This window comes from Bacteroides sp. AM23-12 (assembly GCF_003434395.1).
GTDB classification, from domain to species: domain Bacteria; phylum Bacteroidota; class Bacteroidia; order Bacteroidales; family Bacteroidaceae; genus Bacteroides; species Bacteroides thetaiotaomicron.
The window spans coordinates 236,761-254,258 of sequence record NZ_QTLF01000006.1 but is presented as its reverse complement, the minus strand read 5'-3'; the positions used below and the strand labels follow the sequence as shown (position 1 = coordinate 254,258).

The window sequence follows — 17,498 nt, the reverse complement described above, 5'->3', positions numbered from 1 at the left end:
TCAGAATAATAATATTAAAATCTAAAATATAACACAATGAAAAAGATGATTGTACTCACCAGTCTATGGTCGTTTTTATTTATCTTTTCCTTTTCAATGTTCGGTTGCAGCGAGGATGACGATGAATTTGGAACAACGGCCGAAAGAGGAAATGAAGTCCGTACTCCCCGTGTGGAGGAGATCAATGGAAAAGCAGTGGTCACCTGGATTGATCCTTATATTACGGATATCAAGGAGGTGCAGGTAAAGGATTTGCAGACTAATGAGCAACAGACGGTTGCCAAAGGAGTGCAGAGCGCGGAATTTGCGATTACGGACAATAGCCTGTTGTCTTACCGATATGAAATGAAAGTTGTCAGAACGACCGGAGAGGTGTCTGCCGGAGTGACTGCCCGTCTGGTGAAGAACTGGGCGCAAAAGCTGCATCCTTTGATGGATTATCATAGTGATGCGACTCCTCAAAGTGGTATGTTCTTTAAGAATCAGCCGGTGGCGAAAGTGAATGTATTCGATATTCGTGATGACGAAAATATATCGAAGCTGACCACTGCTGTCATGCAGGGAGTGATTAACCAGGAACAGGCACTGACTTATCTGATCTGGTTACAGCAGGATTTGACGCAGCTGGATGATGCCGAAGTGCAGTATGAAATGCAGCCTTTGGCGAATACTTCCCGCAACAGAGGCTTTGCGGCATTATATAATATGTATAAAGACCGCTTCAACTGCCTGGTAGTCTGGGATGAGAATCAGCCTTGGTCATGGAGTATGGCACAGATGATTTCGTCACAGGAGAAAGGCATTCCGGTTACGGAATCCATGAGAAAGTTTATAGAGGACGAGCTGGGAATAGGAAATCTGGAAGTTAGGGATATACGTAACCAATGGTCGTCAAAGGCAGAAGCTTATGGCTGGGCGATAGCGCACTATGCCGACAAATGCCATCCGAAGCTAACCTTCTCCGGTGGATTGCGGAGTGATTATAAAGATAATCCGTGGAGAATGTACGATTACGTAGCTGCTTCTAAAGGCTTTGTCTTCTGGTTGGACGACTCTAATGGAGATGACAAACAGATCATGGATAATATCTTTAATAGTGGATCTTATCCGGTGGGTTCTTCGGTATTTGGTTATGGAATGAATGCCAATGGCGACGAACTGAACAAGATTACCAACATCCATAATGCAGGATTTGTAGTGAGTGACTATTATGCGAATGGCAGTTATTGGTGCAGTTTCCCGAGCAAAGCCTTCCAGCAGCGTAAAGGGATAGCCGGAGAAGTGAAGCCGGGTAAGATATATGTCGCTATCAGTCTGAGTGACGGAGACAATATTCAGTTTGATGCAAATTCTCTTTATCAGATATTCAAGGAAGGAAAGCGCAGAGGCGAAGTTCCCGTAGGAGTGACTTTGGCGGCAGGCTTACAGGAATTGAATCCGAAGCTACTTGAATTTTACTATAAGAATATGACTCCGAACGATGAATTGACGGCAGGGCCTTCCGGTTTCCAGTTTATCTATGGTGATTATTATGCGCAGAGCGGTAAATATGCGGAATGGCTGGAAATGAACAAGAAGTGGTTATCCACTGCCGGTTTCCACACGGCGCATCTCTGGAATACAGACGAGCAGATGTATTTCGAACAATACATGAAGAGCAAGGCTGTCGATGCGATTATGGACGGATCTAACCGGACACATACCACAGGCTCATCTTACAAATTGGTAGATGGCGTGGTGCGTATTGATCAGGGGACTATGTGCCGCAATAATGGAGACGTATACCGTGATCTGATGTCTGTATCTCCCAGCCCGCGGCGTCCTTTATTCCGGCATGTCTATCTGTTGACCAACTATTACGGATTTGAAGGAAATAAAGTGGTAGTGTACGAGAGACTGATCAAGGAACTCGAACGGGTTGAACAGGATTGTCCGGATACGTATGAATTTATGCTCCCGATGGATTTGGCCGCTTCTATCAGGAAGTACATAGAAGAAGGCGGTGTTTATTAAAGGAATTATAAACGAATCTAAAACAAATGAGATATGAAAAATAGATATAGTATCCGGTTACTGGTTATAGTCTTTCTTTCGGCTTTCGCTATGGGTATCTGCTACTCATGTTCGGATGATGACGGAGAAGGAGTGAAGGTATATGAGTATCGTGAACAGATAGGCAAGAAGATAAAAGTGTTGACCGACCTGCAGGCTGAATCCCAGTTCGGGCTTCGGGAAGGAATGTATCCTGAAACAAGCCGGGCGATTCTGGAAGATGCGATAGCCAAGCTGAAAGATTTCCTTCAGACGATAAAAGAAGCGGGAGTGGCGGAAGCTCGGATTCCCGAAGAGACAGCCAAACTGCTGAAAGAATCGGACGAAAAGATAGCCGAGTTTAAGGCGACTGTCCGGACGGAAGACTTACTGGTTCCGGCAGAGCTGGAAGTAAGCGGAAAGAATGGCGGATATATTGACTTTGGCGCTCATCCGGAGTATTCCACATTCGGTGAAGTTGGCAAGCAGGCATTTACTGTTGAGTTTTGGGTAAAGCTGAAGGATGTAGAAGGCTTCTTCTATCTGATCTCTACCTTTACGGATGATGATACGAACAATCACGAACGCAAAGGCTGGTGCGTGAATAGCTACAACTATGGTGGCAACAACATGCGTATGACATACGGAATGGGCTTTAATGACCTGATGGAACCTGCCTTCGGATTTGCCACCGTTAATGAGTGGGTACACTTGGCTGTGGTGACGGATGAAACCGGAGTAGACGGCGAGATGAATGGAGGCAGACCTGTCATGACCAAAATGTATATGAACGGTGAACTGAAACTTTCGACCACCTCTCATCAGGATGCTTCCAAACCGTATGCTTCTAACGACAGCAATGTCCCGATGGTGGCATTTGGCGGCATGAGTGCTACAGGCAACCGTATCGGTGATAAAGGTGCTAACGGAAGTATGAAACATCTGCATATCTGGCGTGCCGCCAAGACTCAGGATGAAATCCGCCGGTTGATGGAGCATCCGGAGAATGTGACGGGCGAAGAGGACGATTTGGTTTGCGGATGGACTTTCGCGAAGATGGCGCTTGACGACCAGGAAATTAAAGACTTGACCGGAAAGTATACGGCAAAGCTGGTCGGAGACTATAGGTGGATTGAATTAGAATGATACGAAACAGAAAATACAGGATAGATATGAAAAATAACTATTTATATAATTGGGTAGTGATAGTGTTTATGATGCTTCAGATGCTGGCATTTACTTCTTGTTCTGATGATGATGACAATAGCGGCTGGCCGACGGAAACGGACAAGACCGAAATCTTCATAGAGCGCTTCAGTACATTGGTGACTAACCTGACTGCGCTGCGGGATGGAGCTACATATGGCGAACTGAAAGATAACTATCCGGTATCCAGTAAAGCCATGCTGGATGATGAAATTGTTTATCTGGAGGAAACGATCGCTAAACTGAAAGAAGGAAACAAAAAGTTGGCTGACAGTGAAGCCGACCGCATTATCCGTGAAGCTAACCAGATAGAGAAGAACTTCAGAGCGACCAGACGTACCGAAGACTTTTTACCGGTTGCCGCTGAACTGTTGGTCAACGGAAAGAATGGCGGATACATTGATTTTGGTGTTCATCCGGAGTATTCAGCTTTTGGCGAGCAGGGGCAACAAGCATTCACAGTCGAGTTCTGGGTGAAGCTGACAGATGTGGACGAATATCTCAATAGCTTTGTATTCTTGCTTTCCACCTTCACGGATGATGATACGAAAGATCACGAGCGTAAAGGATGGGCGGTAAACAGTCACTTCGGCAGATTACGTATGACGTATGGTATAGGCTATAGTGACTTGTTTGAACCGGGCTTCTCATTCAGCACACTAAATCAGTGGGTTCATGTGGCAGTTGTCACTAACGAGAACGGAGTGGACGGAGAAGTCAGAGACGGAATTCCGGTGATGACCAAGATTTACGTCAACGGTCAGTTGATGTTGTCGGAAAGAGGCCGGGATGACCGTTTGCCATATACTCCGAATGATAAGGAAGTGGCTATGGTTGCCTTTACCGGGCTTAGCGCAACTGCCAACCGTATCGGAGAAAAGAGCACCAATGGATGTATGCGTCATCTGCATATCTGGAAATCGGCGAAGACACAGGCCGAAATACAACATCTGATGGATACTCCGGAATCCGTGACTGGAAGCGAATCGGATCTGGTATGCGGATGGACATTGAATAAGACTGTTTCGGATAACAATAACATCAAAGATCTGACGGGCAAATTCTCAGCCAGGCTGATCGGAGATTTTCAATGGGTAGAGAATAGATAATTGTTTTACGAACCGGGTAGTTCCCAAGGCCGTCGGATAGCTGGCTTTGGGACTACTTTCTTAAACAAACGAACATGAGGAAAGAACTTGTTTTTGTTTTATTGGCATTATTTCTGTGTGCCGGCTGTAACGGTAACAAAAAGAAAATGAACGGTGAACACGATTTGGATGCGGCAAACATTACGTTGGATGACCATACGATCAGTTTTTATTATAATTGGTATGGAAATCCGTCAGTGGATGGAGAAATGAAGCACTGGATGCACCCGATAGCCCTTGCTCCGGGACATTCGGGAGATGTCGGTGCCATATCCGGACTTAATGATGACATCGCCTGTAATTTTTATCCGGAACTCGGAACGTACAGCAGCAATGATCCTGAAATCATCCGGAAACATATCCGGATGCATATAAAAGCGAATGTCGGCGTACTGTCTGTCACTTGGTGGGGAGAAAGCGATTATGGCAACCAAAGTGTGTCTCTCCTGCTGGATGAGGCTGCAAAAGTAGGGGCAAAGGTGTGCTTTCATATAGAGCCTTTTAATGGACGCAGCCCGCAAACGGTGAGGGAGAATATTCAATATATAGTGGATACTTATGGTGATCACCCGGCTTTTTACCGTACGCACGGCAAACCTCTTTTCTTTATCTATGATTCTTATCTGATCAAACCTGCCGAGTGGGCGAAGTTGTTTGCTGCCGGGGGAGAGATAAGTGTGCGTAATACCAAGTACGACGGTCTTTTTATTGGTCTGACATTGAAGGAAAGCGAGTTGCCCGACATTGAGACAGCGTGCATGGATGGCTTTTACACTTACTTTGCCGCAACAGGTTTCACAAATGCTTCTACTCCGGCCAACTGGAAATCCATGCAGCAATGGGCAAAGGCACATAATAAATTGTTTATTCCGAGTGTCGGTCCGGGATATATTGATACCCGGATTCGTCCTTGGAACGGAAGTACCACCCGAGACCGTGAGAATGGAAAATATTACGATGATATGTATAAAGCTGCCATAGAAAGCGGTGCTTCTTATATTTCGATTACGTCTTTCAATGAATGGCATGAAGGAACTCAGATAGAGCCGGCTGTCTCAAAGAAGTGCGATGCTTTTGAATATTTGGATTATAAACCATTGGCTGATGATTACTATTTGATAAGAACTGCCTATTGGGTAGATGAATTCCGGAAAGCAAGATCTGCTTCGGAAGATGTTCAATAATATGCTATATCTTGTCGGTTTTGCCCATTTGTAATTAAAATGTTCTATATTTGTGATACATAACTCAAATATAGAACATTATGGGTGAACTTTATGGCACATGTGCATTGCTTGCTGCAGTGTTGTTTTTTGTTCTGCTGCAAAAGTTTGAAAGCCGGTTCGGCAAGGTAGACAAAGAGCTTGGCGAGATAAAGAAACGAATGGACGACCTGCTCAAAGCTCAGGAGAAAATGGCTTCCGGCCCTGTAAGGGCCAAAGAGGATGTAACGGCAGAGACTTTGGACAATACGGATATACTGCCTTATGTAACAGAAGAATTGCCCGATTCGACAGTGACAGCCTTGAAGGAAGAGAAAGCTGTCGAAGAAAAAGCTGTTGAAGGCATACAGCCCATTATGGCGGAAACTACGCCGCAGAAATTAAACGCTTCCCTTGAAAAAGAATCTGCTGAGGCCACTTTGCAGGAAACTTCTCCAGAGGCTCCTCTCGAAATACCGTCTGTTTCCAAACGGAAGCAGGTTAACTATGAAAAGTTTATCGGTGAAAATCTTTTCGGTAAGATTGGTATTCTTGTATTCGTCATCGGAGTCGGCTTCTTTGTAAAATATGCCATTGATAAAGACTGGATTAACGAAACATTGCGTACCGTACTTGGTTTCCTGACCGGCTCCGCATTGCTGGTGGTTGCCGAACGCCTGCAAAAGAAGTACCGCACATTCAGTTCCTTGCTTGCGGGTGGCGCCTTTGCCGTTTTCTATCTCACAGTCGCCATTGCCTTTCATTTTTATCACCTTTTTCCTCAGACGGTTGCTTTTACTATTCTGATAGCTATAACGCTGTTCATGTCTATCCTGTCCATTCTGTATGACAGGCGCGAACTGGCTATCATCTCACTTGTCGGGGGATTTCTGGCACCTTTCCTTGTTAGCACCGGGAATGGTAACTACCTGGTACTGTTCACTTATATGAGTATCTTGAATCTTGGAATGTTCGGACTGTCCATCTATATGAAATGGGGAGAACTTCCGGTGATTGCATTTGTTTTTACTTATGTGGTAATGGGAATCTTCCTGTTGACAGGCTTTACTACAGGATCGACACATATTTCCGTCCATCTCTTCATTTTTGCGACGCTGTTTTATTTCATCTTCCTCCTGCCGATATTATCGATACTCCGGATAGAAGCCGTGAAAAAGAACAGGGGATTGCTGCTGGTCATCATAACCAACAATTTCATTTATCTGTTATTAGGAATCCTGTTCCTGCGTAATATGGGACTGCCGTTTAAATCGGAAGGATTACTGAGTTTATTGATCGCTATCATCAATTTAGTTTTAGTCATCTGGCTACGGATGAGCAAGAAAGATTATAAGTTCCTCATTTATGCGATGTTGGGACTGGTACTGACATTTGTCTCCATCACTATACCTATTCAGCTGGATGGAAATTATATCACGCTGTTCTGGGCAGCGGAAATGGTGCTGCTGTTATGGCTTTACGTAAAATCGAAGATTGGAGTATACGAACGTGCAACACAGGTATTGATGGGACTGACCCTTGTTTCATATCTGATGGATATATATAATGTACTGATGACCTCTTCCTCCTCCGAAACCATTTTCCTGAACAGTTCTTTTGCTACTTCCCTGTTTGTCGGTCTGGCCACCGGAGCATTCGCTTTACTGATGGGGCGTTACCGTTCTCTCTTTACCGAAGCCCGTTATCTGAGATACACTCCCTGGAATTCGATCATGCTTCTTGCTGCTGCCGCCATCCTCTATTATACATTTATGGCAGAGTTTGCCTTGCACTTGGCAGGAGCTACAAGAAGCGGAATGATGCTGGCGTTTACTTCTGCTGCCATCTTTATTCTCAGCTATGCTTTCAAAAAGCGCTTCCCGATAAAACAATACACAATCCCTTATCTGACAGCTATGGGAATGAACGTGCTGATCTATGCGATCAATATATGGGGAGACCAGTGGGTATACACGAGCCTGACTCCTGCTTTGCTCCGATGGTTTGCGGCAGCGTTTGTTATAGCTAATCTGTACTACGTTGCCCGTCAATACTATACATTAATAGGATTGAAAACTCCTTTCACCGTTTATCTGAATGTCCTGGCGCTCTTCCTTTGGCTGACGATGGCACGTTCTTTCCTCCTGCAAGCAGGAGTAGAAGATTTCGATGCCGGCTTCTCCGTTTCACTGAGTATCGCAGGATTTATTCAAATGGCACTGGGTATGCGTCTGCATCAGAAAGTATTGCGAATCATCAGTCTTTCAACTTTTGGAATCGTCCTGTTGAAGCTGGTTCTGAAAGACTTATGGGCAATGCCAACAATCGGTAAGATCATTGTATTTATCATTTTAGGATTGATCCTGCTGATCCTCTCATTCCTTTATCAGAAACTAAAAGACGTACTCTTTAAAAATGATGAAGATGAAACTGATTGAGCAGACTATATAATAAAGTAAAGGCTGCCTGTTCGAAAGTGGACGGCAGCCTTTACTTTATTATATTCGTCTTTATTATCTTTATTCCTGTGAAGCCGCGAAGCGTTTCACCTGCTCTTCAATCAGTTCTTTGTCATCGAAATAGTTGATCTTCATAGCCTTCTTCACATCCGCCAATGTTTCGGCAGCGGCAGCTCTGGCTACTTCGCATCCTTTTTGTAGCATCTCGTAAACGGCAGGAATATCCTTGCTGAACTCTTTACGACGATTGCGGATCGGTTCCAGTGTTTCCTGCATGATAGCGTTCAGGAAGCGTTTTACCTTCACATCACCCAGTCCACCGCGTTGATAATGCGCTTTCAGTTCATCCAGATTCGGATAATCCGGCAGATAGCGTTCGAAGTGTTCCGGACGGCAGAAAGCATCCAGGTATGTAAATACGGTATTACCTTCAATCTTGCCCGGGTCCTGAACACGAAGGTGTCCCGGATCGGTATACATACTCATGATTTTCTTCTGTACTTCATCCGGCTCTTCCGACAGGTAGATACAGTTGCCGAGTGATTTACTCATCTTGGCTTTGCCGTCCGTTCCCGGCAGACGCAGGCAGGCAGCGTTGTCCGGTAACAGGATTTCCGGTTCTACCAGCGTTTCGCCATAGATATAGTTGAAACGGCGGACGATTTCACGAGCCTGTTCGAGCATCGGTTCCTGGTCTTCACCGACGGGGACGGTGGTTGCCCGGAAGGCAGTAATGTCCGCAGCCTGACTGATAGGATAAGTGAAGAATCCTACAGGGATGCTTGCCTCAAAGTTACGCATCTGTATTTCTGATTTCACAGTCGGGTTACGTTGTAAACGGGATACGCTTACGAGGTCCATATAGTAGAAACTGAGTTCGCAAAGTTCCGGAATCTGTGACTGGATGAAGATGGTAGCCTTGGACGGGTCTATTCCACATGCCAGATAGTCAAGAGCAACCTCAATTACATTTTGACGTACCTTCTCCGGATTATCTATATTGTCCGTCAACGCTTGTGAATCGGCAATAAAGATAAACATCTTACTATAATCACCTGCATCCTGCAGGTCAACTCTGCGCTTCAATGAACCTACATAGTGTCCGATATGAAGTCTCCCGGTAGGGCGGTCACCGGTGAGTATGATTTTTTCTTTTCCCATTGTTGTTACCTTATTATAATAGATTTAGCGACAAAGATAAGGATAAAAAATGAAAGATGCGTCAAAATGGAGCTACTTCGTTACTAATGCTTACTATTGCTGGCTTTTGGTATCAGATGGCAGGGGGACGGCGCCTGTTTTCACAGTAACAAAGCAAATAAAAGAGAATATTCTTCTTCAAATTCTTTGTAGTTTTAGAAATATGTCGTTACTTTGCACAAATTTTGAAATCGACAATGAATCAACAAGAAATAAGAAGTAAGTATTATCTACATTCGGATGTTTTCCACCCGGAATCAACAACCTTCTTCTTTTTTCTCCAAAAACGATATTTTAGTTCTTTGGTAATGCGTTAATCCTTTTACGAGGGTAACGCATTTTTTTTATTGGCAAAACTTAGAAATAACAACTTACTATAACAACAAAAGAAATGGAAAAGGAAATCAAGAAAGTTCTCGTTTTGGGTTCTGGAGCACTCAAAATCGGACAAGCCGGAGAATTTGACTACTCAGGCTCACAAGCACTGAAAGCTTTGAAAGAAGAAGGTATCAGCTCAGTATTGGTAAACCCGAACATCGCAACCATTCAGACTTCTGAAGGAATTGCCGATAAAGTGTATTTCCTTCCCGTAACTACTTATTTCGTAGAAGAGATTATCAAGAAAGAACGTCCCGACGGCATCCTGCTGGCATTTGGCGGACAGACTGCATTGAACTGCGGCGCCGAACTGTACACACAAGGTATTCTTGATAAATATGGAGTGAAAGTACTCGGTACATCGGTAGAAGCTATCATGTACACGGAAGACCGTGACCTGTTCGTGAAGAAACTGGATGAAATCAATATGAAGACTCCGGTAAGTCAGGCGGTAGAAAGCATGGAGGATGCCATTGCTGCTGCCCGCAAGATCGGTTATCCGGTGATGGTACGTTCGGCTTACGCGTTGGGAGGTCTGGGTAGCGGTATCTGCGCTAACGAAGAAGAATTCCTGAAACTGGCCGAAAGCTCTTTCGCCTTCTCCAAGCAGATCCTGGTAGAAGAATCTCTGAAAGGCTGGAAAGAAATCGAGTTCGAAGTGATCCGCGACGCGAACGACCACTGCTTCACTGTAGCCAGCATGGAAAACTTCGACCCGCTGGGTATCCACACCGGTGAATCTATCGTAGTAGCTCCGACCTGCTCATTGGACGACAAAGAACTGAAACTGTTGCAGGAACTGTCTACGAAATGTATCCGTCACCTCGGCATCGTAGGTGAATGTAACATCCAGTATGCGTTCAACTCAGATACGGACGACTACCGTGTGATCGAAGTAAATGCTCGTCTGAGCCGTTCTTCCGCGCTGGCATCCAAGGCTACCGGTTATCCGCTGGCATTCGTTGCCGCCAAGATCGCATTGGGTTACTCACTCGACCAGATCGGTGAAATGGGCACTCCGAACTCTGCATACCTTGCTCCGCAACTGGACTACTATATTTGTAAAATCCCTCGTTGGGACTTGACGAAATTCGCCGGTGTATCCCGCGAAATCGGTTCAAGCATGAAGTCGGTAGGTGAAATCATGTCTATCGGCCGCTCTTTCGAAGAAATCATCCAGAAAGGTCTTCGTATGATCGGACAAGGCATGCACGGTTTTGTCGGTAATGATGATGTACACTTCGACGACCTTGACAAAGAACTTTCACGTCCGACAGACTTGCGTATCTTCTCCATCGCACAAGCTATGGAAGAGGGATATTCCATCGACCGCATCCACGAACTGACTAAGATCGATCCTTGGTTCCTCGGCAAGCTGAAGAACATTGTTGACTACAAGGCGAAACTGTCTACATATAATAAGGTGGAAGATATTCCGGCTGACGTGATGCGCGAAGCTAAAATCCTTGGTTTCTCTGACTTCCAGATTGCCCGCTTCGTACTGAACCCGACCGGCAACATGGAAAAGGAAAATCTGGCAGTACGCGCTCACCGTAAAGCCCTGGGCATCCTTCCGGCAGTAAAACGTATCAATACTGTTGCTTCCGAACATCCGGAACTGACTAACTACCTGTATATGACTTATGCAGTAGAAGGTTACGATGTAAACTATTATAAGAATGAGAAATCAGTAGTCGTACTGGGTTCGGGCGCTTACCGTATCGGTAGCTCGGTTGAATTTGACTGGTGCTCGGTGAACGCAGTTCAGACTGCCCGCAAACTGGGTTACAAGTCTATCATGATCAACTACAACCCCGAAACGGTTTCTACTGACTACGATATGTGCGACCGTCTGTACTTCGACGAACTCTCTTTCGAACGTGTACTCGACGTGATCGACCTTGAACAACCGCGCGGTGTGATCGTATCCGTAGGCGGACAGATTCCGAACAACCTGGCTATGAAGTTGTATCGCCAGTCAGTTCCTGTACTGGGTACTTCTCCGGTTTCCATCGACCGTGCCGAAAACCGTAACAAGTTCTCGGCAATGCTCGACCAGCTTGGCATCGACCAGCCGGCTTGGATGGAACTGACCAGCCTTGAAGAAGTGAAGGGATTTGTAGAAAAAGTAGGTTATCCGGTATTGGTTCGTCCTTCTTACGTACTCTCGGGTGCGGCTATGAACGTTTGCTACGATGACGAAGAACTGGAAAACTTCCTGAAGATGGCTGCCGAAGTATCTAAAGAATATCCGGTAGTTGTTTCTCAGTTCCTCGAAAATACAAAGGAAATTGAGTTCGACGCGGTAGCTCAGAACGGTGAAGTGGTTGAATACGCTATTTCCGAGCACGTAGAATTTGCCGGTGTACACTCCGGTGACGCTACACTGGTATTCCCAGCACAGAAGATTTACTTTGCAACTGCCCGCCGCATCAAGAAGATCAGCCGTCAGATTGCTAAAGAACTGAATATCTCCGGTCCGTTCAACATCCAGTTCCTTGCCCGCAACAACGAGGTGAAGGTAATTGAATGTAACCTGCGTGCTTCCCGTAGCTTCCCGTTCGTATCTAAGGTGCTGAAACGCAACTTTATCGAAACAGCTACCCGCATCATGCTGGATGCTCCGTACAGCCAGCCGGACAAGACTGCGTTCGACATCGATTGGATCGGTGTGAAAGCTTCTCAGTTCTCTTTCTCCCGTCTTCACAAGGCTGACCCTGTTTTGGGCGTGGATATGTCTTCTACCGGTGAAGTAGGTTGTATCGGCGACGATTTCTCTGAAGCATTGCTGAACGCAATGATCGCTACAGGATTCAAGATTCCGGAAAAGGCGGTGATGTTCTCTTCCGGTGCTATGAAGTCTAAAGTAGATTTGCTGGATGCGAGCCGTATGTTGTTTGCCAAGGGATATCAGATTTATGCTACTGCCGGAACGGCTGCATTCCTGAACGCTCACGGTGTAGAAACTACTCCGGTTTACTGGCCGGATGAAAAACCGGGTGCTGAAAACAACGTGATGAAGATGATCGCTGACCATAAGTTCGACTTGATCGTCAACATTCCGAAGAACCACAGCAAACGTGAGTTGACGAATGGTTACCGTATCCGTCGTGGTGCTATCGACCATAACATTCCGTTGATTACCAATGCCCGTCTGGCAAGTGCTTTCATCGAAGCATTCTGTGAACTGAAACTGAGTGATATTCAGATTAAGAGCTGGCAGGAATATAAATAAACTGCTTTAGCTGTATATATATTGAGGAGACTCTCTCTTTGGCATACCAAAGAGGGAGTCTCTTCTTTTGTAGATATGACTCTTCTTTTTGTTTGTTGTCTGCGGTGTAATGAGTCGTAAGATAGTGCTAATGTTCTCTTCAGCTCCTTATATACTTGCTTTTTCCTATAAGGAAAGTAGGAATAGAGTGCCGTTCTCTTTAGCTCTTCACGGCCGTGAACAGGTCTGCTCATGTCCGTGATCAACTCTTGTCACGACTGTGAACAATGCTTGCCACGGCCGTGAACAACTAAAGAGATCGGTGTCTTAATGGAACAATAAAGGCACTATAAGAGAAAGATACCGGTAGTATACGGTATTTGTTGCGTAGGATCAGGACTCGGATGAAGTAGGCTTGATGGGGAGATAGCAGTAGGTGAGATGAACAGTGAGATTGGGAGGGAAGTGACAATAAAATGTATGGATGCAGCTATTGTCACCGTATTATCACCGCTTATTATCACCGATGATATGTTTATAATCAGTTAGTTAACTTCGAAAAGTGATAAGTGACAATAAAAAAGCGTTTTATTGCTTAGGGAAGAAACGTTTGTGTAGCTTTTGGTTATACAGGTTTGAATTGATTCGTAACGGTTCAAAAATGAATGAAACAGTAGTATCTCCATTGGGGGCACCCCCATTTTAAGATACTATTACTATCATTTTGCTCAAATCCGTACGTAAATGAAATGAATGATTGTGCTTCTTCCAGAAGCGGATTACACAGATTGATACGGTTTTTGGTAGATTGTACCGCTAAAAAAATGTGAAATCTGTGTAATCCGTATCTAAATCTTATGGTTTGCTTACGCAATAATTGTATACTTTCAGATTCTGTACCTTACTATTAAAGTTTCCTGCTTTCTCCAGCGGGAAAACTAGTGTACGTACATAGTTCATTGAATCTTTTCCCGCATTAAAGTAAAGTTTCTGCGTATTCATTTCATCAACCACTTTACCGTTGACTCTCAGCGTTGTACTGCAATTGTCTCCTTCTATCTGAATTGTTGCTTTTTCTCCCGGATTCACTTTGTAGGGGAAGGTATTCAGATAGCCGTCGCGTGCAAATCCCATCATCCCCCGAATAGGGTCTGACAGATAGAATACGGCGTTAGGCGAACGGAACAATTCGGTTCCTTCACTTTCTTTTGCTCCGGTAATGTCGAAACTGACAGTGTAATTATAGCCAATTTCCGGATAATCGGAAGTGCTGCCGGGAGCGACTGTGGAACGTTCGTATACCAATTCCGGCTTTTTGCCGATTCTTGCCAGTTGGTTGACTCCGGGCGCTTCGCTGAGGAGGGCACGTTTTTCATTGAATGTTTCATAAGGAATGCCTGTTTGAGCGCCTGTCCACATCTTTACAGAGAGTGTTTGCAGGGGCGAGAATATACGGTGATGGATGTCTTTCACCGAGATACCGTTGCCGACATGGTCGTTCCAGATGGCAAACATACCGCCAAGAATGGAAGGATGTTTTTCGTCGAATACAGCTTTGCCGATATGGGCGGGTGTCCACTCCTTATATAAGTATGGTTCGTTGAGGTAATCATAATAGTAGCCGGCTTTCGGAACGATATATACCAGTCCGTCCGGAATACTGATCAGTTGATATCCGTCTTTGATCATAGTTGCCGGATCGGCGTATCCGTTGTACCAAGCATTCATGACGACATTTTCTGATTTGACGGGCGTATCGCCTTTGGCATGGCTGAGCGCGCCCCATACGACTGCTTGCTTGCCGAAACCTTCCACAAAACGGATGTAATGGTCGGTGAAAGCACGGAATTTTTCTACCACGTCTTTCTTCGCGTTCGAGTATTCGTCTGTACCGATATGTACACGCTTGCCTACGAATACCGGATTGTCGCCTTCCAGATATTCTTTGAACAGAGCATCTACGAATTCGTAAGTTTCCGGCTTGAACAAGTCGAGATGATCCATGCCGTACTCCTTGCTTCCGATTTCCGGTTTGTAATGGGTGAGAGCCAGTGAGTGGGCGGGAACGTCAATTTCCGGAATGATTTCCACGAAGTTGGATGCCGCCTGTTTCTGGAAATCGATGAATTCTTTCTTGGAGTACGAGCCGTCACGGGCTGTCAATCCCGGATAAGTCTCCGATTCCAGCCGGAAGGCAGCGTAAGTCTTGTCCCAGTTGTGCTCGAAGTATTGCTTGAATCCATTATCGTTCAGATGGACTTGCAGGGTGTTCATTTTGTAGTAAGCCATGATTTTCACCAAGTCCTGCAGATAAGCCATCGGAATGAACTTACGGCCACAGTCTATCATGAAACCGCGAAGCGGATAATCGGGATAATCACGAATCGTTCCTTGCGGGAGTGAGCGTTCCTGATTTTGTTCCGCCAGTTGCAGGAGTGTGCGTGTGCTCCAGTAAAGACCGGTCGGGGTGGGAGCGGAGATGGCTACACGGTCGGTTATCTTGATGGCGTAACCTTCCTCACCGAGCTTCTTGTCTGCCGACAAGGATAGGACGAAATCGCCGGACGTGGCTTTGCCTTGTGCTACGCTTAATGTCTGCCCGAACATCTGTTGATAATCGTCGGCAAACATTCGGGCTATTCTCAGTAATTCGGGATTTTGGGAAGTGCAGACGATTCGGGCGTCTTTTCCCGGAGTGAAGTTACCGTCTTTTCCCGTCCATTGTTTGAGTTCGGGGACAACAAACGGTTTCGGGTTGACAGCGGCACGGGTTAAGCTACCCGTCAGACAAAAGATGACCAATAAGGCCAGAGCTTGCAAAGATACAAACTTGTTTCTCATAAGGGGGATTTTTGTGTTTTTGTTAATTAATAAATGATTATAGTTAATTATTGGCTGAAAGTAGGCATAATTTGGATATCTGTCAACAAGTGAAGCTATTTATTTTTTATTTTTGTGTTTTTCAAAATGATTAAACCCGATTCAGAATGTTAGTACTTCTATCTTGTGCCAAGACGATGAGTGCGGTGTCGAAGGTGAAAGTCCCTTTGACTACGAGTCCCCGTTTTCAGAAGGAAGCGGCGGAAATAGCGTTGCAGATGTCCCAGTTTTCTGTAGACGAATTAGAACGTCTGCTGCGTGTAAACGCAAAGATTGCTGTGGAGAATTATAAACGTTATCAGGCTTTTCATGCGGAAGCCACTCCGGAATTGCCTGCTTTGCTGGCATATACCGGCATTGTATTCAAACGGCTGAATCCGAAGGACTTCTCTGCAGAAGATTTCGGGTATGCGCAGGAACATTTGCGGCTGACTTCTTTCTGTTACGGTCTGTTGCGTCCTTTGGACGTGATTCGTGCTTATCGGCTGGAAGGAGATGTCGTATTGCCGGAATTGGGGAATCAGACTTTGTTTTCTTATTGGCGGTCGCGTTTGACGGATACGTTCATAGAGGACATCCGGTCGGCAGGAGGAATCTTGTGTAATCTTGCCAGTGACGAGATGAAAAGCCTGTTTGACTGGAAGCGGGTGGAGAGCGAAGTCCGTGTGATCACTCCCGAATTTCATGTCTGGAAGAATGGAAAGCTGGCTACGATAGTGGTGTATACCAAGATGTCCCGTGGCGAGATGACACGTTTCATATTGAAAAATAAGATCGGAAATCCGGAGGAACTGAAAGGATTCTCGTGGGAAGGGTTCGAGTTTGACGAATCGCTTTCGGATGAAAGGAAATTGGTATTTATTAATGGGATGGGAGAATAAGGAATATGACAGAAGTAGAGAAGATGCGTAGCAGCCAGTTGGCTGATATGTCCGCGCCGGAGTTGCAGGTGCGTTTTGAGCATGCCAAGAAGTTGCTGGCGATCATGCGCGGGTTGAGTACGTACGATGACGGGTACAGAGAATTGCTGGAAGAACTGGTGCCGGGTATTCCTGAAACTTCGGTGATCTGTCCTCCTTTCCATTGCGATCACGGAGACGGGATAAAGTTGGGCGAACACGTCTTTGTCAATGCCAACTGTACTTTTCTGGACGGAGGGTATATCACAATCGGTGCCCATACGCTAGTCGGCCCTTGCGTACAGATTTATACGCCGCATCATCCGATGAATTATCTGGAGCGTCGCGGTTCGAAAGAGTATGCTTATCCGGTTACGATCGGCGAGGATTGCTGGATTGGCGGCGGTGCTGTCATTTGTCCCGGTGTGACGATTGGCAACCGTTGTGTGATAGGAGCGGGAAGCGTCGTGACGAAAGATATTCCCGACGACAGTGTTGCAGTCGGGAATCCGGCGCGCCTTATCCGTAAGCAGGCTTGACCGGGAATCTTATTTCCCGGATTTGAGTGTTCCCACATTGTTGGCTTTATCTTGTTCTGTTTAGTGGACAGGCTTGGAGAAGGGAAAGTTGCATGAAAAAAACTTTTTTCATTATTTGCTGATAATCAGTTGGTTTTTATTTTTGATAAAAAGTTTCTTGAAAAATAATATGCAAAATGTTTGGAGGTTTCAAAAAAAGCCGTACCTTTGCATCGCTTTTGAAACGGAAGTGTACGGGCGCTTAGCTCAGCTGGTTCAGAGCATCTGGTTTACACCCAGAGGGTCGGGGGTTCGAATCCCTCAGCGCCCACAAAGAATACCGAAACACTTCCGTCAACAAAA

At 45.5% G+C, this 17,498-nt stretch carries 10 protein-coding genes and 1 tRNA gene; 9 read left to right on the top strand and 2 right to left on the bottom strand.

Annotation, left to right across the window (positions count from 1 at the left end):
• Positions 1 to 36: 36 nt before the first annotated feature.
• The 5 genes from DW640_RS08810 to DW640_RS08790 all read left to right on the top strand — a co-directional run bounded on the left by DW640_RS08810 (position 37) and on the right by DW640_RS08790 (position 8,025).
• Positions 37 to 2,013 carry a GxGYxYP domain-containing protein gene (locus DW640_RS08810; protein WP_016269404.1) on the top strand — a complete coding sequence of 659 codons (1,977 nt, stop codon included), beginning with the start codon at positions 37 to 39 and terminating at the stop codon, positions 2,011 to 2,013.
• 33 nt (positions 2,014 to 2,046) lie between these two features.
• Positions 2,047 to 3,177 (top strand): DUF4972 domain-containing protein, encoded by a 1,131-nt coding sequence (locus DW640_RS08805; protein ID WP_117577854.1) that lies wholly within the window; start codon positions 2,047 to 2,049, stop codon positions 3,175 to 3,177.
• 26 nt (positions 3,178 to 3,203) lie between these two features.
• The gene (locus tag DW640_RS08800) at positions 3,204 to 4,346 is read left to right on the top strand and encodes a DUF4972 domain-containing protein (RefSeq protein WP_008764133.1); all 1,143 of its coding nucleotides are present in this window, start codon (positions 3,204 to 3,206) and stop codon (positions 4,344 to 4,346) included.
• Between the two features lie 74 nt (positions 4,347 to 4,420).
• On the top strand, positions 4,421 to 5,569 hold the full coding sequence (locus tag DW640_RS08795) for an endo-alpha-mannosidase (RefSeq protein WP_011108998.1): 1,149 nt from the start codon (positions 4,421 to 4,423) through the stop codon (positions 5,567 to 5,569).
• Between the two features lie 80 nt (positions 5,570 to 5,649).
• On the top strand, positions 5,650 to 8,025 hold the full coding sequence (locus tag DW640_RS08790; protein ID WP_048696346.1) for a DUF2339 domain-containing protein: 2,376 nt from the start codon (positions 5,650 to 5,652) through the stop codon (positions 8,023 to 8,025).
• Between the two features lie 81 nt (positions 8,026 to 8,106).
• On the opposite strand, the gene trpS is transcribed toward DW640_RS08790, so the two are convergent.
• Entirely contained in the window at positions 8,107 to 9,207 is a 1,101-nt protein-coding gene (trpS, locus tag DW640_RS08785; RefSeq protein ID WP_117577852.1) for a tryptophan--tRNA ligase, read from the bottom strand.
• Positions 9,208 to 9,637: 430 nt separating this feature from the next.
• On the opposite strand from trpS, the gene carB reads away from it, so the two are divergent.
• Positions 9,638 to 12,859, top strand: a complete 3,222-nt coding sequence (gene carB / locus DW640_RS08770) for a carbamoyl-phosphate synthase (glutamine-hydrolyzing) large subunit (RefSeq protein ID WP_008760792.1) — start codon at positions 9,638 to 9,640, stop codon at positions 12,857 to 12,859.
• Between the two features lie 834 nt (positions 12,860 to 13,693).
• On the opposite strand, the gene DW640_RS08760 is transcribed toward carB, so the two are convergent.
• Entirely contained in the window at positions 13,694 to 15,679 is a 1,986-nt protein-coding gene (locus DW640_RS08760) for a family 20 glycosylhydrolase (protein WP_117577850.1), read from the bottom strand.
• Positions 15,680 to 15,825: 146 nt separating this feature from the next.
• Here DW640_RS08760 and yaaA point away from each other — a divergent pair, with 146 nt between their 5' ends.
• From yaaA to DW640_RS08745, 3 genes are all read left to right on the top strand, one after another.
• Positions 15,826 to 16,599: a peroxide stress protein YaaA gene (yaaA, locus tag DW640_RS08755; protein WP_117577848.1), complete on the top strand. Its 774-nt coding sequence runs from the start codon at positions 15,826 to 15,828 to the stop codon at positions 16,597 to 16,599.
• Positions 16,600 to 16,604: 5 nt separating this feature from the next.
• Positions 16,605 to 17,156 carry a sugar O-acetyltransferase gene (locus tag DW640_RS08750; RefSeq protein ID WP_008764140.1) on the top strand — a complete coding sequence of 184 codons (552 nt, stop codon included), beginning with the start codon at positions 16,605 to 16,607 and terminating at the stop codon, positions 17,154 to 17,156.
• A 235-nt stretch (positions 17,157 to 17,391) separates the two neighbouring features.
• Positions 17,392 to 17,466, top strand: a tRNA-Val gene (locus tag DW640_RS08745).
• Positions 17,467 to 17,498: the final 32 nt, after the last annotated feature.

What these genes read in the sequence shown, in the direction of transcription:
- DW640_RS08810 (WP_016269404.1), top strand. Translation starts at nt 37, where the DNA reads ATGAAAAAGATGATTGTACTCACCAGTCTATGGTCGTTTTTATTTATC.
- DW640_RS08805 (WP_117577854.1), top strand. Translation starts at nt 2,047, where the DNA reads ATGAAAAATAGATATAGTATCCGGTTACTGGTTATAGTCTTTCTTTCG.
- DW640_RS08800 (WP_008764133.1), top strand. Translation starts at nt 3,204, where the DNA reads ATGAAAAATAACTATTTATATAATTGGGTAGTGATAGTGTTTATGATG.
- DW640_RS08795 (WP_011108998.1), top strand. Translation starts at nt 4,421, where the DNA reads ATGAGGAAAGAACTTGTTTTTGTTTTATTGGCATTATTTCTGTGTGCC.
- DW640_RS08790 (WP_048696346.1), top strand. Translation starts at nt 5,650, where the DNA reads ATGGGTGAACTTTATGGCACATGTGCATTGCTTGCTGCAGTGTTGTTT.
- trpS (WP_117577852.1), bottom strand. Translation starts at nt 9,207, where the DNA reads ATGGGAAAAGAAAAAATCATACTCACCGGTGACCGCCCTACCGGGAGA.
- carB (WP_008760792.1), top strand. Translation starts at nt 9,638, where the DNA reads ATGGAAAAGGAAATCAAGAAAGTTCTCGTTTTGGGTTCTGGAGCACTC.
- DW640_RS08760 (WP_117577850.1), bottom strand. Translation starts at nt 15,679, where the DNA reads ATGAGAAACAAGTTTGTATCTTTGCAAGCTCTGGCCTTATTGGTCATC.
- yaaA (WP_117577848.1), top strand. Translation starts at nt 15,826, where the DNA reads ATGTTAGTACTTCTATCTTGTGCCAAGACGATGAGTGCGGTGTCGAAG.
- DW640_RS08750 (WP_008764140.1), top strand. Translation starts at nt 16,605, where the DNA reads ATGACAGAAGTAGAGAAGATGCGTAGCAGCCAGTTGGCTGATATGTCC.